The sequence below is a fragment of the Desulfonema magnum genome (genome assembly GCF_017377395.1).
Lineage (GTDB): Bacteria > Desulfobacterota > Desulfobacteria > Desulfobacterales > 4be13 > Desulfonema_C > Desulfonema_C magnum.
This window is the reverse complement of sequence record NZ_CP061800.1, coordinates 7,775,531-7,798,063: the sequence shown is the minus strand read 5'-3', so window position 1 is coordinate 7,798,063 and position 22,533 is coordinate 7,775,531. Positions and strand designations below refer to the sequence as shown.

Genomic DNA, 22,533 nt, shown 5'->3' with positions numbered 1-22,533 from the left:
AACCTTTCAGGTTTCCATGCCGAAAATTTTTGTCATGGTCGTATTATATATCAGGCATTATCGGAAATAGAAATCACGCAGGGGAAAATCTCTTCGTGCGACAAAAAAGGATTTTTTCCAATAATATCTGTAATAATAACATAGTAAATAATTAACGTTGGGTCAGATGGTGAAGTAGGTGATTCGTATTTTTCTGAAAACAAAAATGTCAGCCTGGAGAACGGAGTGTTTTTATGGTTAAGAAAAAAGATGGAAAAGCATCACGCGGGAAACGGTTTGAAACCATTTCCCATCGGTGGGGGAAACTGGGAAAATTCTTTTTGCTCCTGTGTGTTATTCTGATAATGGGCAGTTGTGCCACAATGCCCACTGAAAATGAAATTATACGGAGCCGGGAACAAAATGCCAGAAGGGATGTGGAACTGATTAAGCCTCCCATGAGCGTTGATCTTACACAACCGTTGACGCTGGAGGATGCGATCCGGTACGGATTGCAGAACAATCTTGCCCTCAGAGTGGCAGATTTTAACCGGGAGATTGCAAGCAAGGAAACTCTGGCGCATAAACTTAAAATGCTGCCCGGGTTAGTCATTGATGGCAGGTATGAATATAAAGATAAGCTCAGAAAAAGCGATGTTTACAACTGGAAAGAGGATCGGGATGTAGAAGATTACACCGTGTCCGAACTCAAGGACAGCGGAAAAGCCAATCTGTCCCTCACATGGAATGTGCTGGACACGGCCATGGCATATGTTCGTTCGGGTCAGTCCCAGATGCAGGAACGGCTTCTGAAAGAACGCCGCCATCGTCAGGCACAGTTTCTCGCGCTGGATATTACCGAGGCATACTGGCAGGCGGCTGCTGTTGAGGATGCCCTGGATTATGTGCATACTGTTATAAGAAAACTCAAGGGCGTAAGGGAAAACATAGCGGATGCTGTAAAAATGAGGGCCATGGATGCCATGGACGCCACCGAAGCGGATATGCGGCTCAAGGAGCTGGAAATCACCATACGGAAGCTTCAGGCGGATCTGTCCAAAGCGCGCCTGAAACTGGCCGAGCTGATGGGGATTAACCAGAATGTGGAATTCACCCTTTATCGTCCGCCTATCAAACCGATCATAGCCGCACTTCCCCATGTCAAAGAACTTGATATTGACAGACTGGAGGAATTTGCCCTGGTGAACCGTCCGGATTTGTTTGCGAGCGACATGCAGGTTCGGATTCAGAAGCAGGAGGCTAAGAATGCCTTTCTGAAACTTTTTCCGGGTGTGAATTTTTTCGCAGGCACACATTATGATGCAAACCGGCTTCTTCTTTCCAAGACATGGAATTCCGTGGGAGCCGGCGTAGGCTGGGACCTGCTCAATCTTCCTGCCGCGTACATTAATATGAAAGGTACTGAAAAAGCGGTGGAGATGGCCAAGGCCCAGCGTCTCATGCTGACCGTGGGTGTGATCACCCAGGTACATATTGCGCTGTTGGATTATGCTATCAAGATTGACCGTTTCAGATTGCTTGAAGAAGCCTATATTCTGGCTGACAATCTTTTGGATATGGCCAAAGAAAAAGTCCGTTATGGCGGGAGGGGCCTGACCCAGCTGGATGTCACCCAGCGGCATCTTGAACAAATGGCGTCCAAACTCCGCCGGGATGAGGCGGTTGTGGATATGTTGGTGGCACACAAACGCTTATGTGTCAGTATCGGTGTTGATCCTCTGGACTGTGACGCGAGTATTCTGGGGGGAACCGGCGGGGTTTTGCCGGCCGAACCTTTGAAACGATGGAAATGTACGGAATGCGGTTATATCCATACTGGCCCGAGACCGCCTGAAAGATGCCCCATATGCGGGGCAGATCGGAGCCGATTTGTCCAATATAGCGGTGAAGATGATTCTTATGCCACGGGACCCGGAGCCGGTGTCGGGGCTGGTCTGGCCACTGACATGGGGGCCGGCCTGGGTAACGGAGGGGATTTGGATACTTGGGGGAAAAATATTGCCCCCCCGCCGGATGCCGGACTTTCCAGAGGGTCAAGATCAGCGCCGTCTCCGGGATGGGCAGGGGATGCTTCGGACAAGTTTTTGTGGAAACTGCAAATCGGGGCATTTACCAAACCGGCCGGGGCAGCCAAAAGAATCGCCCAGATTAAGAATGCGGATTTGCGCCTTATGGACCCCAGAGACACTGATATTGAGACCAAGCAACTGCCACGATTCGGCCTGGTTAACAGGGTCCGTTTCAAAGGACTGACACAGGCAGATGCCAGAAATATGGCGAATGAGCTCAGGAGAAAAGGCATGGAATACTGGATTATTCCGCCTCAGAGTCCGCATTGGTAAGATAATATCAGCAGATCAGAAACTTTCCGCCGGATTATTTGCCAAATCCGGCGGATTCAGTTTTGATTTGCCAGTAACTCCGGAGTGCCAAACTTACAGTTTGGCAATGTTCCCAACTTTAAATTTTTAATTAATTATAATTATAAATTTTATTATGTTTGAAGTTGAATATCTGATGAAAAAAGATGGACAACCAAGGGCTGTTCTGATTCCCATTGAGCTTTGGAATAAAATTCTTCCCAAAAAAGACGCTTCGACAGATGAATTATCAGAATCAGTGGAAGATTACTGCCTGGGCAAAGCTATGGATGAAGGGCAAAGGACCCCTCTGCTGAACCGTGATGAATCCCTGAAATACTTAGAGGAATAATCATATTGAAAATTTATTATCGTAAGGCATTTTTAAGAGATGTTAAAAAGTTGAAAAAAACAGCCTGTTTACGATGAAATAGTTGAGTTGGCTTTTACGACTCTGCCAAGCCTCAGGACACTGAGAGAACTATCTGACATCAAAGCAATGAGGGGATATTCAAAACGATATCGTATAAGAATAGGGGACTATCAGGACTGGAAGTTCACGGAGACATGATTGAGATGGTGCGGGCTTTAAATCGGCGGGATTTTTATCGTTATTTTCCTTAAATGATTAACTCAGTTAAAGAAAAGTTTAATCCGTCAATCCCGCGGATGCAGTTTTGACGCGCCACCAACTCCGGAGTGCCAAACTTGCAGTTTGGCAATATTCCTGACATTGCGAAGTTTTGCCAAACTGCAAGTTTGGCACTCCGGATGTTGACGGGGTTGCAAACCCCGTCCTGCCAAATCAGTGGCAGGTAAACTGGCTACCCTGATAACACGCTAAGATAATAAAGCAATGGTGAAAGACCATGGGAACGTGTGTGCTGAAAATCAGTTTATCAGATGACATGCTGGAAGAAATTGATAAACATAAACAACTCAGGCAGAAACAGAGTATTGAAGAAGCTGTTGTGGACCTGATTGATTATGCTCTGAAGTTTCCTCAGTATTTTACGAATTTTGATTGGAAAAAAGCCGAACATGAAGCAGACCATGAAATATCTTTTGGTAAAACTGAATCATTTGACATGGCTGAAGACTTTATCGCTGATTTGAAAAAATGAAGATTGTCCGTACTGAAGGATTCAAAAAAGATTTTAAGCATCTTCCCAAATCTGTTCAGGAAAAATTCGTAAAAAAATTTGAATTGTTCATGGAAAATATCAGACATCCTTCTCTCAGAGTCAAAAAGATGGAAGGTCATAAAAACAGATGGGAAGCAAGTATTGATATGTTTTACAGGTTTACATTTGAAATACATGATGACTTTTATATGTTGCGCCGTATCGGTCCGCATGATAAAGTGTTAAAGAATCCCTGAACAATTGATTGAAGCGGACGGCGGAAGTGGGCTCTTAATTGAATGAAACATTTGAGACGGGGTTGCAAACCCCGTCCCGCATAAAAACAGAGTGTCGAAGAAGCTGTTGCGGACCTGATTGATTATGCCCTGAAGTTTCTTCAGTATTTTATGAATTTTGATTGGAAAAAAGCCGAAGACCAAGCAGAGTATGAAATATCTTCTGGTAAAACCGAATTATTTGATACTTGAAAAAATGAAGATTGTCCGTACCGAAGGATTTAAATGAGTTTTGAAATAATCGGAAAAACAGAGCAGATTGAGCTGATGGCATCCGGAAAAGCCATACATGATCTCAGTCGGCTTGAAAAACAGTACGGACAGGGAAAATGGCGCAAGCTGAAGGGTGTCGCATTGGTCAGACTGAGAAACGGGAAGATACGCAAAGCCGAACTGCACTGGTACGAAGCCCACGGCATAGGCAAAAAAGAAATCAAACGTAAGAGATACTTGGACTGAACTCATGGAACAGACAAAGAACAGATTTGTCGTATGTATAAACAATGACGAGTATCCGGCCTCTTTGGAGTTACACAAAATTTACCGCATCCTCCCGGACGCGGATGCGGAACAGGACGGAGACCTGCGTGTCACAGATGAGAGCGGGGAAGATTATCTTTATCCTGCCGAATGGTTTGTGCTGATAAGCCTGCCTTATGAAGTTGAATTGTCAGTGATGCATACGGCAACGGTCTGAAATGAAAAAAGGTTTTGAAGGGCAAATGTGGTCGGAGAATGCCTTTTCGGTTCTTATGCGATAAAGACACAGACACCGCTGTTTTATCAGGAAATCAGCCGGAGCTGAATCAGATTGTGAATGATGATCATAAGTACCTGAGCAAAAGTTTTTTATATATCTTTCTTTCTGCGAACGGCGGAGAAATCCGGCTTTTTCCGTCACGGGCGGGGGCCGTTTCGGCAAAAGTCCCGTAGGGACGGCATATTTGTAGCAAATTTTGTGCGCCTGATGTTTAGTGTTTAGCTTTTGGCAGACACTAAACACTAAACACTAAACATTAAATTATTAGGAGGGAGGAAATCGTTATGTTGAATTTAATCAAACTGGAAAACAGAATTGTCCTTGACGGTGCTGCTGTGGGCGACGCTGTGGAGCATGCGTTTGCCGCCCATGAGGCTGTAATCGCTGGGAAGGAATCTTCTTTTGTGCCGGAGCATACTGGTGATACGGATCATATCGCTGATGTTGCAGCCCTTCTCACGGATGATGCTGCCGCGGAGCCTGAGACAGAATCCATTGAGATTGTTCTTATTGCTGACAACCTCCCCGATCATCAGGCATTGACAGATGCGGCAACACCGGATGCGCATGTCATTGTTTATGATGCTGAAAATGACTCGGCAGAAAATGTGATGGAGAGAGTAAAGGCGATCTCAGAGGAACTGGGCCGGCCTGTGGAATCTCTGTCCATTCTGTCTCATGGCGGAGAGGGAATTTTTCGTCTGGGAAATGACGTGATTACCCAGGAAAATCTGGATGAAACAGCGGAAGCCTGGGAAGCCCTTGACGCTGTTTTGTCGGATCAGGGCCGGATTTATCTTTTTGGCTGCAACGTGGCAAATGACGCGGGGCAGGAACTTCTGAACCGTCTGGCAGATATCACCGGGGCTGATGTTTTTGGCTCGGATGACGCAACAGGGGCAGGCGGAGACTGGGACCTGGAAGCTGCTTCTGAAAACGCTGATAAAACATTATCGCCGCCGTTGGATGCTGAGGCACTTGCTTCGTATTCGGATTCACTCGACAGTGCGCCCACAATCAGCGGTCAGCCCTCAGGCGAAACCATTCAGGGAACCTTTTACAGTTTTAAGCCGACAGCCAGTGACCCGGACGGCGATTCCTTTGACTTCAGCATTTCAAACCAGCCCTCATGGACAGAATTTGACCCTGCCACGGGAGAACTGACAGGGACCCCTGATAATGAAAATGTGGGCATATATCGTAACATCAAGATTATGGTGACAGACAGCACAGGACTGAGCACATCACTGGACCCGTTTGATCTTGTGGTTGACAACCTGAATGATCCGCCCACCATCAGCGGCAGACCCACAGAAACTGTGCAGGAGGGAAAATCTTACACTTTCACCCCCATACTTGACGATCCGGATTTGCTTCACACCGGTGCGGACACCCATACTTACAGTATTGCCAACAAGCCTGACTGGGCGAATTTTGACCCGGAGACCGGAACGTTGTCCGGCACACCCGGGAGAGAAGATGTCGGAACCACCACAGGTATCGTGATTACGGTGACAGATAAGGCAGGTCTGAATGCGTCGCTGCCCGCATTTAACATTACTGTTGAAAAACTGAATCGGGAGCCAGTCATTAGCGGAACACCGGATACGAGCGTGAATCAGAACGGGTTCTATGATTTTAAGCCGACAGCCAGCGACCCCGACGGTGACACGCTCACTTACAGTATTTCTTATCAGCCGCCTTGGGCCGATTTTGATCCCCAGACCGGCAGACTGAGCGGCACACCGGAAAATGATGACGTCGGAGTCAATGAAGGAATCGTGATTACTGTGACAGATAATAACGGATTAAGTGACTCCCTGGATCCGTTCAATCTTACGGTGGTAAATGTGAATGATGCCCCGACCATCGGCGGCACGCCCTCGGACAGCGTACAACAGGGCAAACCCTACAGTTTCACCCCCAATACAGATGACCCGGATCTGATTCACGGGGATGCTCCGCCGACTTTCAGTATTGAAAACAAACCTGAATGGGCGAATTTTAATGCACAAACTGGTGAATTGTACGGGACCCCGGTTCGGGATGATATTGGAACCACCACAGAAATCACAATCACAGCGACAGACTCCAAGGGATTAAGCGCATCGCTGGATCCGTTTGATATCACAGTGGAGAGATTAAACCTCGAGCCGACCATTGTGGGAAATCCGCTGACCAGCGTAAATCAGGACGGCGATTACAGTTTTACGCCCATAGCCAGTGACCCGGATGATGACCCGCTTACTTTCAGCATATCGAATCAGCCGACATGGACGACGTTTAACCCTGAAACTGGTGAATTAAAAGGAACTCCCGGAAATGATGATGTGGGAATCACTACAGACATCGTCATTACTGTGACAGACAGCGAGGGATTCAGCGATTCATTGGATCCGTTTAATCTCACTGTTGTCAATGTCAATGACCCGCCGACCATCAGCGGGCTGTCTTCGGGGAAGGTTCTGGCAGATAAGCTTTACAGTTTCAGGCCCACATCAAGCGATCCGGATCTGCCTTATGGTGATACAGTCAGTTTCAGCATTACCAACAAACCTGCGTGGGCAACTTTTGATCCGGCAACCGGAAAGCTGTCCGGCACGCCGGGAAAGGATGATGTGGGGGATTATTCGGATATTGTGATCACAGTGACAGACAGCAGCGGCGAGAAAAGCGACCTTGATCCTTTTACATTGACTGTTGTGAAAGAGAGTGAGGCACCGGTGATTATGGGTACACCGGACCTCTCTGTGGATCAGGGGGAATTTTACACGTTTACGCCTACGGCAACTGACCCGGACGGCGATACGGATCTTACGTTCAGTATTTCAAGCCAGCCGCCGTGGATGACGTTTGAGAAGGACGGAACATTATCCGGAACACCGACAAACGAGGATGTGGGATTCTATAATAATATAACGATTGCCGTGACAGACAGTGACGGACTGAGTGACGCACTGACATTCAATCTTGTTGTTGACAATGTCAATGATCCGCCAACCATCAGCGGAACCTCCGCACAGAGCGTGCAGGAAGGAAAATCTTACACGTTCACTCCCACGTCCGATGATCCGGACCTCCTTTGGGATGATGATGAGCTTATCTACAGCATTGAAAATAAGCCGCCCTGGACGACATTTGACGAGACGACCGGAACATTGTCCGGCGTACCCAGCCGGGAAGCCCTTGATCAGGAGGGGATTGATGTTAAAGACCTGCCTTACACATATGAGGATATCGTCATCACGGTCAGGGACAGTAGCTGGGAAGAAAAGTCGCTCACATTTGATCTCACGGTCGAACCCCTGAACAACGCCCCTGTGATTGAGGGGGATCCCCCCACAGTCGTAAAACAGGGCGGGGATTACGTTTTTCAGCCCACAGCTTATGATCCGGATGGGGATGAACTTGTTTTCAGCATCTCGAATCAGCCATCCTGGACAGCGGACGCTACATTTGACCCGGCAACCGGCAGACTGACCGGCACGCCGAAAAATGAGGATGTCGGGTATTACGCCAATGTGGAGATCACGGTGACGGACAGCGGCGGTCTGAGCGCCACCCTGCCGTTCAATATTTATGTCGAGGATGTTAATGACGCACCTGTGATCGCCAGCGTGCCCCGGGACAAAGTGCGTCTCGGAACCGACTATGAGTTTGTTCCCTCGGCCGTTGACATAGATGATTACTGGCAGATGCCCACAGGTTGGGAAGAACTGACTTACAGCATCCAGAACAAGCCTGACTGGGCAACATTTGACGAAGTGACCGGGACGCTGTCCGGCACTCCCACGGACAGCGCCATGATTGATGACGGAGGCCATGTGGGACTGTGGAAGGATGTCAAGATCACGGTGTATGATGACGGGGACAAAGAACCCGGACAGCCTCGCCTGTCCGACTCGCTGACCTTTGATATCCTGGTCATCCTTCCGAATGAGCCGCCGGTTATTGAGCCTCAGCCTTTCACGGTTGACGAGGGCAGTCCGGCCGGCACGGAACTGGAACCGGGACCGGTAGAGGCTACTGACGAGGACGGTCCCGATGATCTGACTTATACGATAACCGGCGGAACCGGTGAGGGATTGTTTGACATAGATCCTGTCACCGGCCAGATTACCGTGGCAGGGGGGGCATATCCGGAAGATCACGACACAACAGACGATTACACACTGATTGTAAATGTGAACGACGGAATAGCCGACGCCGCGGCCACGATGACGATTAATGTTATCCCTGTCAGACCCATAGTGGATCTTGATGATGACGATGACGGGGGGGATGGTCCGGGAGGTAAACCCGGAAGAGACGGGTATGACTTTGATGCAACTTTCAGGGAAGGTGATGATCCTGTAAAACTTGCGGATGCTGATGCGATAATAGAGAATCCGGATGGGACTCACATTGACTCGCTTACAGTGACAATTACCAATTTAAAAGACGGTGATGTGCTGGCAGTTGATACCACAGGTACAAATATTACCGCGAGTTATGACGGAGCTAACGGGACTCTGACACTGACTGGCAGAGATACGGATGACAACTATACAAATGTTCTGCAAAAAATCACCTTTGAAAACACATCTGAGAACCCTAATCAGGCGGAACGTGTCATTGATTTCGTAGCCGTGGACGCTGAAGGAGACAGCAGCGATACGGCAACATGCTGGGTTAAGGTTATTGCTGTGAATGACCCGCCGGTGAACCATGTGCCGGGTCTGCAATCCACGTCCATAGATACGCCGTTGAACTTCAGCGAAGCGCGGGACAACCGGATTTTCGTCAGTGATATTGACGCATTTCATTATGATGAAAATGACAACCGGGTGGATGATGATGTTCAGGTGACCCTTAGCGTTGACCAGGGGACCCTTTCGCTGCCAGGCGGTGAACGTACAGACGACGGAACAGGAGAGATCACGCTCACTGGCACCATTCCTGATATTAACGCTCAACTGAGGGGACTGACATACACGCCGCTCCCGGGCTGGACCGGTGAAGCTGAACTGAAAATAGTGACAAATGACCTGGGACATACTGGTGAGGGAGGGCCGCTGACCGATACAGACACGGTTCGCATCATCGTTGGCATTCCTCATCCCCATGTACCTGAGCCTCCCCCCGGACCGGAGCCTGAGGGACCGCTGGAACCCATCCTGAGGCCCGACATGGGAGACAGAGGATACTGGGGACTTGGTTTTCCCTATGAGCGCGGTGAGGTACAGCCCACAGGTCTGTATCTTATTCCTTCCGCCTCAAAGTCTCTGGATCATCCCTGCGGAGATGATGAACTTTATCGGTGCTGCACCCTTGAAGAATCCCTGCGCCTCGGATGCCGTTTTGCACCTGCTCTGGATCCCGAATCCCGGCTCTGTAATATCACCTGGCAATGGCTGGAAGAGGAATTCGGATGGGATGCTCCGCTTCTGGGTGAGGAACAGGACCTTTACTCTTCTGTGCCTGAAAAACATTTCCTCCGGGAGGCGAATGATGAAGGACTCAACGGAATAGCAGGCGATATGGGATATGCCTTCTTTGGCGGAACAGAAGACGCACCTTATGCCCAGATTCTCAGTGACGAAGCGAATTTTGTCCAAGGCTCGGACGGAGAATTCAACGCAGCCCCCGGTGAGTTGAAATACAGCTTTTTCGGCGGCAGAGAGAATCTTGACGTTCCGGCCACCTGGGGCAGTGATGCGTGGCCCATGCTGGGGAATGTGGTCCCCTGTGAAGAGGACGGATATGCTGACATTCCCGAAAGCGGAGACTGGACACCGGCCCCTGAAACCGACAATTACGGAACCCTGGGCAATGAAAGCACACCACCGGTCATCCGTGAAGAAAATCTCTCAGGAAACCTTGAAAGCCGTGCGCCGGAGCCTGAAATAAGTAATTACAGAGCAGCAAACTGGGAAAAGGTCTCTGATGAAAAAGACGCATTGCTCAAAAATGATCATCTTGCACAGTTTGAACAAGTTGCTCCGGCAAAAGAACTGTCGCCCAACACAGAAAAGCAGGCATCGCAACCCGGGGGAAATTCCGTTGACAACCATGAAGGGCTGACCAATCTGATTTTGTCTTTAAGAAAAGCCAGCAAATAATTCACTCGTTCCCAGGCTCTGCCTGGGAACGCATACCGGAGGCTCTGCCTCCCGTGTGAAGGAAATCCCTCATGGGCCGAAGCCGACACAAAGCAGCCCCGGGCATCAGAACAAACTTCACTCGTTCCCAGGCTCTGCCTGGGAACGCATACCGGAGGCTCTGCCTCCCGTGTGAAGGAAATCCCTCATGGGCCGAAGCCGATACAAAACAGCCCCGGGCATCAGAACATACTTTGCCAGCACTGCCATAGTGAACTGGCTTCCGATATTCGCTGTCCCGGAGCTTGCGAAGATCGTTCTCGACTCCCTGCAATTCTTACATGATAATCAGCTGGATGAAGATTCATGCGTATATCCTGATGGAGAATCATCTTCATCTGATTGGCTCATCTCCCGAATTTTCAGATGAGATCAGAAAAATGAAATCTTTTACGGCCAGAAGCATTGTTGATTATTTAAAAGCGAACGGGCCGAAATTTTTTCTCGGACAGCTCAGTTTTTTTAAGAAACGCCACAAGGATAACCAGAAGTATCAGGTATGGCAGGAGGGGTTTCATCCTAAGGCCATCCTGAATGAAAAGACGCTGGTACAAAAAATGGAATATGTCCATCATAATCCGGTGAGACGTGGATATGTGGACAGTCCCGCGCATTGGCGATATTCCAGTTATCGCTATTATGCGGGCGGGGAATGTCTGGTTTCGATTGTGCCGCCGGTGTGAATGGGAGGCAGAGCCTCCGGTATGCGTTCCCAGGCAGAGCCTGGGAACGAGAAAAAATCCTTTGCTTATCACTAATCCATGTAGATGAATCACAATAAAACACACCAGTTTCAGAGTACCCCCTAACACCTAACACCTAACACCTAAAACCTAACACTTAACACCTAACACTTAACACCTAACACTTAACACCTAACACTTAACACTTAACACCTAACACCTAACACCTCTTTAACATTCATGGCTTCACCTGAAAAAAAAAACACCATACAAGCTATTCTGGAATCCCCATGGCTCGGTCTTCGCCCTGACGTCATTCTTCATCCCGGGCCCATAGATCCTGACGGACAGCGTTCATGGGTTCTTGAAGACCCTGTGCGGGGGAACAATTTCCGACTTGGTTATGCTGAAGGCGAATTGCTTTACCGCCTGGTGACAGAACCCAACCCTGATGCTGCTGCGGCCAGTCTTTACACCACAACCCCCTTGCGTCCTTCTCCCGAAGAAATTGCAGGTTTTATTACCATGCTGCAAAAAGAAGGGCTGGCAATCCTGCCAAAAGAGGAGGTTATTCAGCGGGAAACGCAGGCAAACTCACCGTCATCTGAAAAGACCGGGGCATTAAACATTGTCTCCAAAATACTCCGGGGTTCTGTTTCTTTCCGGATCCCGCTTCTGAGACCGGATGCGTTTCTGAACCGGACACTGCCTTATGTGTCATGGCTCTGGTCGCCTTTTCTCTGCTGGTTTTATATTATCGCCGGTCTGACAGGGCTGGTTCAGACTCTTCAGGAAATTGAACTTTATTTCAGCACAGTGAGCTATCTTTTCACGCCCCAGGGAAGCATTGCCTTTTTTCTGTGCCTGGCCCTGCTCAAAACAGGCCATGAGTTTGCCCATGCTTATGCCACCAAGACATTGGGAAAAGACCTCCATGTCCGGAGCATGGGCATATTATTCATCGTGTTCTGGCCCCTGCTTTACACGGATACTACGGATATTTGGAAAATCCCGGACCGCCGCCTCCGCATAAGGGTGAGTCTTGCGGGGATTCTTTTTGAACTGGCCGTGGCAGGCATTGCCCTTTTGCTGTGGTCTCTTTTACCGGATGGTATTCCCCGGAGCCTGATGTTCTTCCTTTCAGGCACGTCAATTGTTTCATCGGTTTTCATCAATCTGAACCCGTTCATGCGCTTTGACGGCTATTATGTGCTTATGGATGTATGGGGAATTGACAATCTTCGTCCCCGGGCATTTGCCATGTTGCGGTATGCGGTGCGGCGGCTGCTTTTTGACTGGAAAGGCGCTGCCCCGGAGATTCATCCTCATGCCCGGACCATGATCGTTTATGGTTTTCTTGCTGTCCTGTACCGCATCTTTATAGCGTTTTCCATTGCCGTGGCTGTGTATTACCTGTTTTTCCCGATTATGGGGCTGGTGGTGCTTGCCATGGAATTCTGGATGTTCATTATTCGTCCCCTGCTCATGGAGACAGACGGCATTATCAAAAACCGCAAACTCATAGGATCAAAACGCCGTCTGGCCCTGACCGTCATCAGCTTCATGCTGTTGTGCGCCCTGGTGACCGTGCCGCTGCCCCGGTTCAAGCGTCTGCCATGCCTGTTGCTGCTTAAAGGAACCACGAAGATTGAAGCTGCCAGTCCCGGTCAGTTGACAACGCCGCTGCCCCCCGTAGGTGTCACAGTTACGGAAGGTGATTTGCTTACCCGTATCAGCAGCGATTCCCTGGAATACGACGCTCAGAATGTTCGCTTTGACCTTGATGTTGTTCGGACCCGCATTGACGCACTTGGAAGCGGCGGCGAGGAAGGGGCATATCGAAACTGGCTCATGGCAGAAGAAAAACGCCTGATGGCTGCCTCGGACAAGCTTGAAGAAGCCATTGCCCAGTTGGAAATCCGTGCGCCAATCGCCGGCCGGATTACAGATATTAATGAAGATATTTATGAGGGGGCGTTTGTCGCGGGAGGAACCTATCTTTTTACTATTGCGATTCCGGAAGCATATGAATTAAAAGCCTTTGTCCATGAACATCTGGCAGGAAAAATGGACATACCCGGACACGGCTCGGAGGCCGATAGCATTCATGCGACTGTCCGCTTTCCAGAGTCCAAAGTCCCTGCATTGGAAGCAACGTTCCGGGAAAAGAGCGTTTTTCCGGCTCATTATCTGCCCAATGTCAGCCTGCTTGATATTGCGGGCGGTCCTATTATGTCTGTGAAGGACACCCTGGGACCACGGCCCCGGGATGCGTATTTTGCATTCACTTTTGATGTGCAGGATGCTCCGGCCCGGCTTCCTCACGGGATGCCTTCCTGGACATGGATGCGAAGTGAGCGCCAATCAATTTTGGAGCAAGCCTTCGGTGAAATCTGGAAACGTTTTATGGAAAGAGGGCTTTTTTAGGCTTAAAAATGTGGGACAGGATTCTGTCCCACCATGAATGTAAAGTGCATGTTTGAAACGTCCCCTAGAGACGGCATATTTGTAGCATAATTGGCGATGATAAAAAGAAATCATGTCGGACAATTTGAAAAAATTGTCCGAAAAACAATTTGAAAAATTGTTTTAAATCTTAACACCCCGTGAAAATTTATATTCCCAAGAGGATTGTGGCAATCTGAAAATAGAAAAATACGCTGATGATGTCAACAGATGTGGTCACAAAAGGCCCTGTGGCAACCGCAGGATCAATATTTATTCTTGCGAATATCATGGGAACCAGGGAACCGACCAGTGCGGCTACAGACATGGAACATATCACAGAAAGGCCCACAGATATGCCCACCGCGGGCAGTGTGTACTGAACCTGTGCAACCAGGGCAATGAGTGATCCGTAAACCAGCCCCAGCATAAATCCCACAGCAAGTTCTTTCAGGACAACGGACCAGATTTCCTTTATATTCAGCAGGCCCGTGGCAAGTCCCCGTACCACAATGGTGGAAGACTGCGTACCAATATTTCCTCCCATTCCCATGATCACGGGGATAAATGCCGCCAGATATGTAAATTTGCTCAGACTCTCCTCAAACCGACCAATAATAAAAAAAGCAAAAATGCCCCCGAGACAACTGGCAAACAGCCACGGCAGGCGAATTTTCATGCTCTTTAAGACCGATTTGGTTTCAACAAATTCTGCCCCGACCCCTGCCATTTTCAGAAAATCCTCTGTGGCCTCTTTTCTGAAAATGTCAATCACGTCATCCACCGTCACGATTCCCACCAGTTTGTTTGTGTCATCCACAACCGGCACCGCCAGAATATCATAGCGGGCCACTATTTTCGCGACTTCCTCCTGATCCGTATAAGTCTGAACAGCAAATACATCTGCTGACATAAAGGCTTTCAGGGGCGTATCCGGCGGAACCACTACCAGTTGCCTCAGTGAACAGACTCCCAACAGTTTGCCATGTTCATTGGTCACATAAAGATAAAAGGGCATCTCCACATTCAGATATTCTTTTTGTAAAGATCCGATTGCGTCTTTGGCCGTGGTATCTTCTTTTAAAGCGATAAAATCAGGAACCATGATGCCGCCGGCCGTGTCATCGCTATAATGGAGAAGCCCTTCAACCTCCTCGGACTCTTCTTTTTTCATCTTCTCAAGAATGGCCGAGGATTTTTCATGAGGCAGCCTGCCGATCAGATCCGCCACATCATCTGCGGGCATGGTTTCCAGAATTTCTGCAATCTCATCAAGTTCTAACGCTTCGATAAAATTCAGAAACGTATCCTCGCCCAGTTCGCTGAAAAGGATTCCCTTTTGCTGCGTATCTGCTATCATATCAAAAAGTTTGTGCTGGTTGGACAGAGATAAGAAGGGGAAAATTACAGAAATATCCGCGGCATGTGTTTTGTTCACAATTTTACGAAGATGGGTAAGGGCATCCCGTCTCAGCAATCTTTTTATGGTTTCAATGCGTATGGAATTCATCAGATGTTTAAGTATCAGGTGTTAGGTGTTAGGTGTTAGGTGTTAGTGTTAAGTGTTAGGTGTTAAGCAGAAGGTGACAAAGTGCTGGCTAAGAAAATGGCTGATTATAACGGAGTTAGGAAAGGGCCGATCAAGCCCTGTAAGGGCGGCATGTTTGTAACATGATTTGCTACAAATATGACACCCTCACGGGGCTTTGCCAGATTCCCCTAAATCCGTTATCATCAGGAAAATGGCAGAGGCAGGTCTTAATTGTTAAGAAAAAAAGCCGCTAAGTTCCGATAACACCTGACACCTAACCCCCCAATAATTTATGCCAGAGATAACATAATAGGAATAAGGTGTTTTTCGTCAATATAAGGAGCGCTTTTCAGGCTTATCAGAGGACAGTCAATGATTTCCACTCCCATCTGCCGAATTTTTTTCTCATCTAATTTTCCTGAATATCTGCCATTTTTTTTATCAAGCATCACAAAATTAAGGACATCAGTTATGGTGATATTTTCAGGATCATCTTTTCTGAGATATGACACCAGTTGTTCAATCTGTTCTGTTAATTCAAGTCCGTATTGTTCAGGATCATCTCCTGTATTGGGAATAAATACTTTCGGACACGGATTTTTACTGACAGCTTCTCCCACCCCCTTTGGCAGAAGGTTGGCGATAACACTGGAATAAAAACTGCCAATGGGATAGCAGATCAGTTCGGCATCTCCGATGAGATCTCTCATTTTATCACGAATGGCCGCCTCAGCCGGTTTTGGTTCTTTTCGTCGGGCACTGAGCCAGACTTTTTTTACCTTTGCGGAGATGGGGGAAACCTCTTTGCCAGTAAGATTATGCTGACCAATAATCATGTCTCCGTTTTCCAGTTCAGTAATGAGATGAAGATATTTGTTTATCACCGGCCTGACGATTCCCCGCACCTCCACCAGCTTGGAGAAAATATAAATGACCGGATCAAGAAGACGCTGTGTGTCCAGATATCCGCCCGTCAGAATCAGATTTCCGATACTGGCCTTGCAAAGATCAAAGTCGTCAGGCATATATTTTTTAAACAAAAAAAGATGATGGCGTATGATTTTCCGCATGGGATCAGGAATGTCAGCCACCAGCGGATGGTGCCCCTCTGTCATCAAATCCAGTTCCCGGGCAAATACACTTTGTTCTCCTTTTTGAGAAAAACGATGGGCAAACAGCTTGAATATTTCCGGATTTCCATGCAAATTTCGATCTGCCAGTGCCAAAAGCCGGTTACGCACATCCCCGATGGCAGGCATCTTAAATGCCTCTCTGAGTCTGGCCGAACTTCCTCCTGAGTCAAACGGTGTGATGATATGGACAGAATTATGCGTATATTCGATAAGCTCCCGGCAGGCTTTTCTTAACGCGCTGCCGCCGCTGAAAAACAAAATTTTCGGCCCCAGATCAGGGCTGCGCCTGTATCTCGCCAACCGGACCGGATCAGGAAGTTCCTGTGTTCGGGTAATTCGGATAACCATGATTTCTCTTTGTGATAAAAAATGTAGGGTGGGTGGAGCGAAGCGCAACCCACCCTACATTTCTGTTGACTGATAACTAACAGGTGATGGCTGACAACTGCCTGCTTATCCCTTCTGCTGCCTTTTCAAAATTTATTCCGCCTGTGATTTCAAATACATTACACAGGGAAAGGAATTCAATATAGTTTTCAATGTGAGGTTCAGGCATGGCGCATCCGTTATGGGGCAGGAGGAACAGGCCCGTTGATTTCATAAATGCGGGGAGCAGATCTTTTCTTACCATCGGATTCACCTTCTGAACGCTTGTTTCTCCTTGCCCCTTTTTCCAGTTCAAAATGACCAGGCTATGCATTGGGGAACCGAGAACAAATCGTCCCTCTCCGAAGCATTTGTCAATGGGCGCGTCGTATTTATATTCCAGATTCCACAATTCCTCTCCGGAAAGGGCGGAAAATCGTTCCCGCTCCTCAGGCGTCATAAGGTTTTCCAGATTGGGATTGTTCAAAATGGTTCCCGGATTTATCCTTGGAAGCTTGGCCACACCATACATGAAAAGCTTTTGTCCGTTTTTTTCGATCATGAGACGATCATTACTTACAAAAGTTGCTCCCTGATTCATCAGATGCAGCGCCAATGTGGATTTCCCGGCACCTGAAAATCCTGCCAATGAGACTCCTTTTCCGTTCCATATCACCCCTGCCGCGTGACCGAGCAGACACCCCTGACACAATTTCCATTCAATATGGCGGTTATTGATGAAGTTCACCACCTGATTCATGTTTTCAAGACACGGACCCATGGCCAGGTTATCTCCCTGCCCAAAGACAAAAATCATATCTGTCAGCCTTTTTCGCACAATGCGGCCGTCAGGAAGTTCAGCAAATTCTTCTTTAATTTTGGTTTTTCCAGGATCAGGTGTCTTAATTGTAAAAGAGAGTGGAAATTCCGGTGTCGGGGCTTCGTGTACAGTAATAAAAATATCAGGTTGGTTCACGTCCTCTGCAAAAGGTCCGAAATATTTTGCCAATTCTTCAATAATGGCTTTTTCATTAGCTGTCACTTCTATTTTGCAACCGCTGAAATTTAAAAAAATTTTATGTATGGCCGGATATTCTTCACGAAACTGATTTGTAATATTTTCCCGTTTCATTTGTTCAGAACCTTTTGATAATTGATAATTGATGATTGATAATGGAGAATTAGAAGTTGCTCACTAATTGCCTTACTTTTTGATTCTCTCTAACACATACTCAACATAAAGTTTCGCGGCATCCAGGCCGCTGGCGGTCTGAATGCCTCGGAAGCCGCCAAAAGCAGACACCTCAAATACCAGCGGACCGTCTTTTGTCTCTGCCACATCCACACAGGTAAAATCAAGGCCGAAAAGGTTCTGTGCCTTCCGGGCCAGTGCAATGGTCTCGTCCGAAGGCGTATAAGCTTCGTATTTGCCTCCGGAGCGGGTGGTGGTGTTCCAGGAGAGCTTGTCACCACATCGTGCATACGTTGTCAGATATTTCCCCCCGAGGAAGGCAATGCCCAGGTCCTTGCCTCGGTGATCAATCCGTTTCTGAATATACATCATTGAATTTGTTTTCTTAAAATTCTCAACTTCCTGCAAGGTGACATGTCCTGATTTAATGACAATCATTCCCTTGGCTTTGGAAGTATAGAGAGGCTTGAAAACTGCTTCGCCATATTTTTCCACTGTTTTTACTGCTTCGCTGATATCCTCTGTAATCGTTGTCGGGGGCATGGGAATATCGTTTGCCTGGAGTGTCACTGTGCAACTGAGCCGATCCAGAACCCGCATGATATTCAGCGGGGCCGAAAACATCTTTAATCCCTTTTCATTCAGAAATCTGAGTATCTCTAACCGATCCAAAAGATCAGGAGAATAACGCGCTCCGACTTTTTTGATAATCAGAGCATCCAACGTTGACAGATCTGTATCTCCGTACCACGCCTCTCCGGTGGAGAAATCCAGACAAATTTTTTTCAAATCTATGAGAAGCCGATGGCCCGTTATGTCAGACACAGTATCGGCCAGTTTTTCCGAGGACCATCCGTCCAAAGTTCCTACAACGCCTATTTTGGGCATATCATCTCCTATAAATGAGAAATACACTCGAAACTTGAAACTTGAAACTTGAAACTTGAAATCGGAACCTATCATCTCTTACTGTTCAAGTTTCAAGTTTCAAATCCCAAGTTTCAAGTTTCAAGTTTCAAGTTTCAAGTTTCAAATCCCAAGTTTCAAGTTTCAAGTTTCAAGTTTCAAGTTTCGAGTTTCAAGTTTCAAGTTTCGAGTTTCGAGTTTCAAGTTTCAAGTTTCAAGTTTCAAGTTTCAAGTTTCAAGTTTCAAGTTTCAAGTTTCAAGTTTCAAGTTTCAAGTTTCAAGTTTCGAGTTTCGAGTTTCAATAAAAAAGTACTTCCGTAGGCAGTTTAAACGTTTCCCACGATTTTCCTTTATGTTCTATGATTCTTTCCATCAAAAAATGAGATCTCAAAAACATTTCTCTGGCAAATCCATAGTTCATTTCAAATCGGGTGGATGTGTAAAAGGATCTTGCCAGTGCCAGCGCCATTCGAATTTCAAATGTTTTGTCGTTATTTTTTCGGGCAAAATGAGAAAAAACTTCAAAAAAATGCTGAATCACCTCATTAAGGCGAACTCTCAGATGCGTTTTAAAAACAGGAAGTCTGAAATTGGAAATTAAAAAAACCGACGCATCCTGAACATAGTCAGCATCCCTTGACCGGTACAGATCAATATAATTTATTTTCTGCTCTTCATGATTATAGACAATGTTATTGAAATTAAAATCCCCGTGAATAAATATGACAAAAGGTGAGGGGATGTCTTTCTCTATCTCCTCACATGTTGCGATCATATCTTTTGAAGAAGAAACTCTCAGTAATTCAATATATTTCTCACGTCTGTAAAAAAAAGGATGCACACGGCGTGTTGCATCAAGTCTTGATTTTAACTGCCGCATATAATCCGTCTGAAATTGTCCTTGTTTTTTAGTGGTTTCCCATATTTCACTCAATGTCTGTTCAAAGATAAATATGACATTTCGTATGATTTCATTGCTTTCGGTCAGAATAATCTGATCCAGGGTGCATCCGGGGAGAAATTCGATCAGAAGTGATGCGGTGTCATGTTTTTCATAGTATCCGAAAATTCTCGGTGCGAGACCCGGAAATATCTTCTCCCAGCGTCTGATATTTTCCTGCTCCAGCTTGATCTTTTTTACAACACCTTCCTTAAATATCCCCTGAGCTTTGAAACCGGACGGGTTCCTGTTGCTGACCTTGCTGATTCGGCAGCCGGACCTTGACCCCCAGATAGACGTAAAATCAATATCTGAAAGTGTTCCCTCAAATCCGGATTCGGTCAGGGTTTTCTGTAGTGCCTCAAACTGCCGAATTTTGATTCTGTCGCCGATAATGGCAAAGATCAGGGCTTCTCCGATATTCAGCAGAGAATCTCCGATCCGTTCCAGGTAACGAAAAATAAAGATAACTGTGATGATATTTTCAGTATCATATCCCTCACGCAGATCAGCCATCATACAGTCAAAATTTTCTTTATACAGCATGTCAAGATTATATTCAGCCCTGCATATATCCAAAGCACCGGACAGGTCTCTTCCATCAAATACCTGTGTAATTTTGGACAAGGCGATTTGCATTTCAGAGAACATTTTTTTATAATCATATTTATGTATAAAAGAAACCTCGGACAAATAATGAAGTTGTTTTGCAATATTGACACAGTAATCCGCAATTCTCTCCAGATTGACACTTATAATATGGATAGAACGGATGGCGTTAATGCCTTCATTATCTAAACCGGAGAAACCGTGAAGCCCTGAGAAACATTCATTTTCAACGGTTGTCTTGAGATTATCAATATAGTCATCTTTTGAAGCAATTTTTTCCAGCAAGTCTTCATTGAAATCAGAAAGCAGGCTGTGTGTTAATTGAACCTGGCTTTCTGTCTCAATAACGAGAAATTTGGCATTTTCGATGATATTGTTAAGCATAATTTAGGCATTAAGAGTTGATAAAGATCGTTTCGTTAGTGTCTTTCTTTTTTGAATCTTTCCATGAAATTTTTATGGAAAGTTTGTTTTTACTTCCTTTTTTCCTGGCTTTTATACCAAACTGAAGTAAGCCGTTCGGCTCTAGGACAATATTATCAAGATCGGAAGAAAACGTAAGTTTACCTTTCTCAAAGCCTTGGATCAGCGCTTGCAGATATTTGCTGATGCTATCATTATCTTGAAAAGATTCGTACTCAAATTGTTCGTTTTTGCTCATAGCCCTTCCAGTCATACAGTTGTTTGTTTTCAGTTGCTCGTTTTCAGCGAATCGCTGATCGCTGAAAACTGACAGCTTTTCACTGACCAAGTCGGTTTTTGTATTCTTCAATTACTTTTCTTCTGTTAAAATTTCCCTTAATGAGCGTTTTTCGGATGTTCATGTCTTGCCAGGCCGGTTGAATTCCGATTTCACGACTGGCTTTCTCTTTGTTTTGTTCTTTCGGGTCTCTTGTTTTTTCCCCCATATGCGTATCATCCCCCATAAAAACAAGAAGTGGTCTTTGAGAAGCATTCAGCCGGTTGTTATTTCTTCTGAGTACTGAGATCAGAAATTTGGTGTATCTCTGAGACTGAGGGTTCCAGACCTCATAGCCGTCAACATCATATTCAGCCAGAAGCACAGGCCAGAATTGTTCGGGATGGGGGATAACAATACCAGCCCCCAGATGACGGGCTTCTTCGATGATTTCAGAGGTTCTGTAAAAGTATTTCAGAGAAAAATTCTGTTTAACAACTTTCTTAACAGCAGTCAGAAAAATTTGGGAGCGGTCAATAAGCGCATCATTATATTCAGCTCTCAGACAGTCGAAAAAATTGCGAAGGAGTTTGTTTTTGACCGAGTGAACAGGAACAACAGACGCATTTTCTTCTAACAGACGCTCTATTTTTTTTACATAAGTTTGAACAAAACGGATCACAGAGTCACTTACGCCTGTTTCCCCGGCTGCCAAATTCAGACGTTCCTCGATCGGTTTGGTAATGGTATGTATAAAATCAAATAACTGGGAAGACCGGTATTTGAAGGTATGCGCGAGCATCTCTTTTAAAACCCCTGCCTCTTCCAGTTTGGCGCTTTCAAAATGAAGCAACAACTGAACTTTCTGATTAAAGCCCTTGGAATAACAATCCACCTCCACACCAGCATATCCATTATAAATTATAATTTCATTGTGTTGTGTCGGAATAACAAGCTCTTGCTTCCGGTTCGGAAAGGTGGCTTTGATACGCTGTGAAATCAGATGCATCGGTACAAACTCAGGATGCCAATGGACTGCAAGCACAGTTTCCTGCTGAGGAAAGGTCTGAGGCGGATTGACAATCTGGGCTTTTTGTTTTTCGTTAAGATCAATGGAAATCACTTTTAAAAAATTTTGATAATCCGATTCTGTGATTTCCTCCGGAATATTTTCAGGTACAAGTGAAATACATTCCATCTTGTTTTCCGATTTAGCTGATTCCATGGTTTACCATCCTTAAATTAAAAACAATATTATATTTGATGTGAAATGGAATTCCAATATAAAGCCAAGGGAATCAAAAAATCAGTTTGAGTCGTCGTAAAACTGAAATTCCATATTTTCAAAATACAAAAATATCTGATGATT

Annotated in this window: 19 protein-coding genes; 11 read left to right on the top strand and 8 right to left on the bottom strand. The window is 46.3% G+C overall.

All coding sequences use genetic code 11. The features are described 5' to 3' along the window. The first annotated feature begins 233 nt into the window (after positions 1 to 233). From dnm_RS29885 to dnm_RS29855, 7 genes are all read left to right on the top strand, one after another. The gene (locus dnm_RS29885; protein WP_207680512.1) at positions 234 to 2,342 is read left to right on the top strand and encodes a rubredoxin-like domain-containing protein; all 2,109 of its coding nucleotides are present in this window, start codon (positions 234 to 236) and stop codon (positions 2,340 to 2,342) included. Positions 2,343 to 2,496: 154 nt separating this feature from the next. Continuing rightward, positions 2,497 to 2,712 (top strand): RelB antitoxin-like protein, encoded by a 216-nt coding sequence (locus dnm_RS29880; RefSeq protein WP_207680511.1) that lies wholly within the window; start codon positions 2,497 to 2,499, stop codon positions 2,710 to 2,712. A 517-nt stretch (positions 2,713 to 3,229) separates the two neighbouring features. Next, the gene (locus tag dnm_RS29875; RefSeq protein WP_207680510.1) at positions 3,230 to 3,484 is read left to right on the top strand and encodes a hypothetical protein; all 255 of its coding nucleotides are present in this window, start codon (positions 3,230 to 3,232) and stop codon (positions 3,482 to 3,484) included. Then, positions 3,481 to 3,741 carry a type II toxin-antitoxin system RelE/ParE family toxin gene (locus dnm_RS29870; protein ID WP_207680509.1) on the top strand — a complete coding sequence of 87 codons (261 nt, stop codon included), beginning with the start codon at positions 3,481 to 3,483 and terminating at the stop codon, positions 3,739 to 3,741. Before dnm_RS29875 ends, dnm_RS29870 begins: the two co-directional genes overlap by 4 nt. Before the next feature lie 264 nt (positions 3,742 to 4,005). Beyond that, complete coding sequence (locus dnm_RS29865) at positions 4,006 to 4,239, top strand: hypothetical protein (protein ID WP_207680508.1); 234 nt, start codon at positions 4,006 to 4,008, stop codon at positions 4,237 to 4,239. A gap of 4 nt (positions 4,240 to 4,243) precedes the next feature. Continuing rightward, on the top strand, positions 4,244 to 4,477 hold the full coding sequence (locus dnm_RS29860; protein WP_207680507.1) for a hypothetical protein: 234 nt from the start codon (positions 4,244 to 4,246) through the stop codon (positions 4,475 to 4,477). 347 nt (positions 4,478 to 4,824) lie between these two features. Further along, positions 4,825 to 10,641 (top strand): putative Ig domain-containing protein, encoded by a 5,817-nt coding sequence (locus dnm_RS29855; RefSeq protein WP_207680506.1) that lies wholly within the window; start codon positions 4,825 to 4,827, stop codon positions 10,639 to 10,641. Between the two features lie 117 nt (positions 10,642 to 10,758). On the opposite strand, the gene dnm_RS31830 is transcribed toward dnm_RS29855, so the two are convergent. Beyond that, positions 10,759 to 10,890, bottom strand: a complete 132-nt coding sequence (locus dnm_RS31830) for a hypothetical protein (RefSeq protein ID WP_435051584.1) — start codon at positions 10,888 to 10,890, stop codon at positions 10,759 to 10,761. On the opposite strand from dnm_RS31830, the gene dnm_RS29850 reads away from it, so the two are divergent. The 3 genes from dnm_RS29850 to dnm_RS29840 all read left to right on the top strand — a co-directional run bounded on the left by dnm_RS29850 (position 10,829) and on the right by dnm_RS29840 (position 13,790). Continuing rightward, entirely contained in the window at positions 10,829 to 11,050 is a 222-nt protein-coding gene (locus tag dnm_RS29850) for a hypothetical protein (RefSeq protein ID WP_207680505.1), read from the top strand. The two genes, dnm_RS31830 and dnm_RS29850, sit on opposite strands and share 62 nt — an antisense overlap. After that, positions 10,962 to 11,363 (top strand): REP-associated tyrosine transposase, encoded by a 402-nt coding sequence (locus dnm_RS29845; protein ID WP_435051583.1) that lies wholly within the window; start codon positions 10,962 to 10,964, stop codon positions 11,361 to 11,363. Before dnm_RS29850 ends, dnm_RS29845 begins: the two co-directional genes overlap by 89 nt. 240 nt (positions 11,364 to 11,603) lie before the next feature. Beyond that, positions 11,604 to 13,790 (top strand): HlyD family efflux transporter periplasmic adaptor subunit, encoded by a 2,187-nt coding sequence (locus tag dnm_RS29840; RefSeq protein WP_207680503.1) that lies wholly within the window; start codon positions 11,604 to 11,606, stop codon positions 13,788 to 13,790. Between the two features lie 187 nt (positions 13,791 to 13,977). Here dnm_RS29840 and mgtE read toward each other — a convergent pair whose 3' ends face one another. The 4 genes from mgtE to dnm_RS29820 form a co-directional block, all read right to left on the bottom strand. Next, positions 13,978 to 15,318, bottom strand: a complete 1,341-nt coding sequence (gene mgtE, locus dnm_RS29835; protein WP_207680502.1) for a magnesium transporter — start codon at positions 15,316 to 15,318, stop codon at positions 13,978 to 13,980. Between the two features lie 311 nt (positions 15,319 to 15,629). Further along, complete coding sequence (locus tag dnm_RS29830) at positions 15,630 to 16,820, bottom strand: GAK system CofD-like protein (protein ID WP_207680501.1); 1,191 nt, start codon at positions 16,818 to 16,820, stop codon at positions 15,630 to 15,632. Positions 16,821 to 16,896: 76 nt separating this feature from the next. Further along, positions 16,897 to 17,970: an HprK-related kinase B gene (locus dnm_RS29825; protein WP_207680500.1), complete on the bottom strand. Its 1,074-nt coding sequence runs from the start codon at positions 17,968 to 17,970 to the stop codon at positions 16,897 to 16,899. A 72-nt stretch (positions 17,971 to 18,042) separates the two neighbouring features. Continuing rightward, entirely contained in the window at positions 18,043 to 18,918 is an 876-nt protein-coding gene (locus dnm_RS29820; protein ID WP_207680499.1) for a GAK system ATP-grasp enzyme, read from the bottom strand. A gap of 48 nt (positions 18,919 to 18,966) precedes the next feature. Here dnm_RS29820 and dnm_RS29815 point away from each other — a divergent pair, with 48 nt between their 5' ends. Continuing rightward, positions 18,967 to 19,257, top strand: a complete 291-nt coding sequence (locus tag dnm_RS29815) for a hypothetical protein (RefSeq protein ID WP_207680498.1) — start codon at positions 18,967 to 18,969, stop codon at positions 19,255 to 19,257. On the opposite strand, the gene dnm_RS29810 is transcribed toward dnm_RS29815, so the two are convergent. Genes dnm_RS29810 through dnm_RS29800 form a run of 3 tightly spaced genes read right to left on the bottom strand, consistent with a single transcriptional unit; the run spans position 19,235 to position 22,389 of the window. After that, the gene (locus dnm_RS29810; RefSeq protein ID WP_207680497.1) at positions 19,235 to 20,869 is read right to left on the bottom strand and encodes a PhoU domain-containing protein; all 1,635 of its coding nucleotides are present in this window, start codon (positions 20,867 to 20,869) and stop codon (positions 19,235 to 19,237) included. The genes dnm_RS29815 and dnm_RS29810 overlap by 23 nt on opposite strands. A gap of 10 nt (positions 20,870 to 20,879) precedes the next feature. Continuing rightward, positions 20,880 to 21,257, bottom strand: a complete 378-nt coding sequence (locus dnm_RS29805) for an amphi-Trp domain-containing protein (protein WP_207680496.1) — start codon at positions 21,255 to 21,257, stop codon at positions 20,880 to 20,882. Then, positions 21,226 to 22,389 (bottom strand): hypothetical protein, encoded by a 1,164-nt coding sequence (locus tag dnm_RS29800; RefSeq protein ID WP_246556147.1) that lies wholly within the window; start codon positions 22,387 to 22,389, stop codon positions 21,226 to 21,228. The genes dnm_RS29805 and dnm_RS29800 overlap by 32 nt, the downstream gene beginning before the upstream one ends. Positions 22,390 to 22,533: the final 144 nt, after the last annotated feature.

Coding starts and splice junctions, on each gene's coding strand:
- dnm_RS29885 (WP_207680512.1), top strand. CDS start 234: ATGGTTAAGAAAAAAGATGGAAAAGCATCACGCGGGAAACGGTTTGAA.
- dnm_RS29880 (WP_207680511.1), top strand. CDS start 2,497: ATGTTTGAAGTTGAATATCTGATGAAAAAAGATGGACAACCAAGGGCT.
- dnm_RS29875 (WP_207680510.1), top strand. CDS start 3,230: ATGGGAACGTGTGTGCTGAAAATCAGTTTATCAGATGACATGCTGGAA.
- dnm_RS29870 (WP_207680509.1), top strand. CDS start 3,481: ATGAAGATTGTCCGTACTGAAGGATTCAAAAAAGATTTTAAGCATCTT.
- dnm_RS29865 (WP_207680508.1), top strand. CDS start 4,006: ATGAGTTTTGAAATAATCGGAAAAACAGAGCAGATTGAGCTGATGGCA.
- dnm_RS29860 (WP_207680507.1), top strand. CDS start 4,244: ATGGAACAGACAAAGAACAGATTTGTCGTATGTATAAACAATGACGAG.
- dnm_RS29855 (WP_207680506.1), top strand. CDS start 4,825: ATGTTGAATTTAATCAAACTGGAAAACAGAATTGTCCTTGACGGTGCT.
- dnm_RS29850 (WP_207680505.1), top strand. CDS start 10,829: ATGGGCCGAAGCCGATACAAAACAGCCCCGGGCATCAGAACATACTTT.
- dnm_RS31830 (WP_435051584.1), bottom strand. CDS start 10,890: ATGGCAGTGCTGGCAAAGTATGTTCTGATGCCCGGGGCTGTTTTGTAT.
- dnm_RS29845 (WP_435051583.1), top strand. CDS start 10,962: ATGATAATCAGCTGGATGAAGATTCATGCGTATATCCTGATGGAGAAT.
- dnm_RS29840 (WP_207680503.1), top strand. CDS start 11,604: ATGGCTTCACCTGAAAAAAAAAACACCATACAAGCTATTCTGGAATCC.
- mgtE (WP_207680502.1), bottom strand. CDS start 15,318: ATGAATTCCATACGCATTGAAACCATAAAAAGATTGCTGAGACGGGAT.
- dnm_RS29830 (WP_207680501.1), bottom strand. CDS start 16,820: ATGGTTATCCGAATTACCCGAACACAGGAACTTCCTGATCCGGTCCGG.
- dnm_RS29825 (WP_207680500.1), bottom strand. CDS start 17,970: ATGAAACGGGAAAATATTACAAATCAGTTTCGTGAAGAATATCCGGCC.
- dnm_RS29820 (WP_207680499.1), bottom strand. CDS start 18,918: ATGCCCAAAATAGGCGTTGTAGGAACTTTGGACGGATGGTCCTCGGAA.
- dnm_RS29810 (WP_207680497.1), bottom strand. CDS start 20,869: ATGCTTAACAATATCATCGAAAATGCCAAATTTCTCGTTATTGAGACA.
- dnm_RS29800 (WP_246556147.1), bottom strand. CDS start 22,389: ATGGAATCAGCTAAATCGGAAAACAAGATGGAATGTATTTCACTTGTA.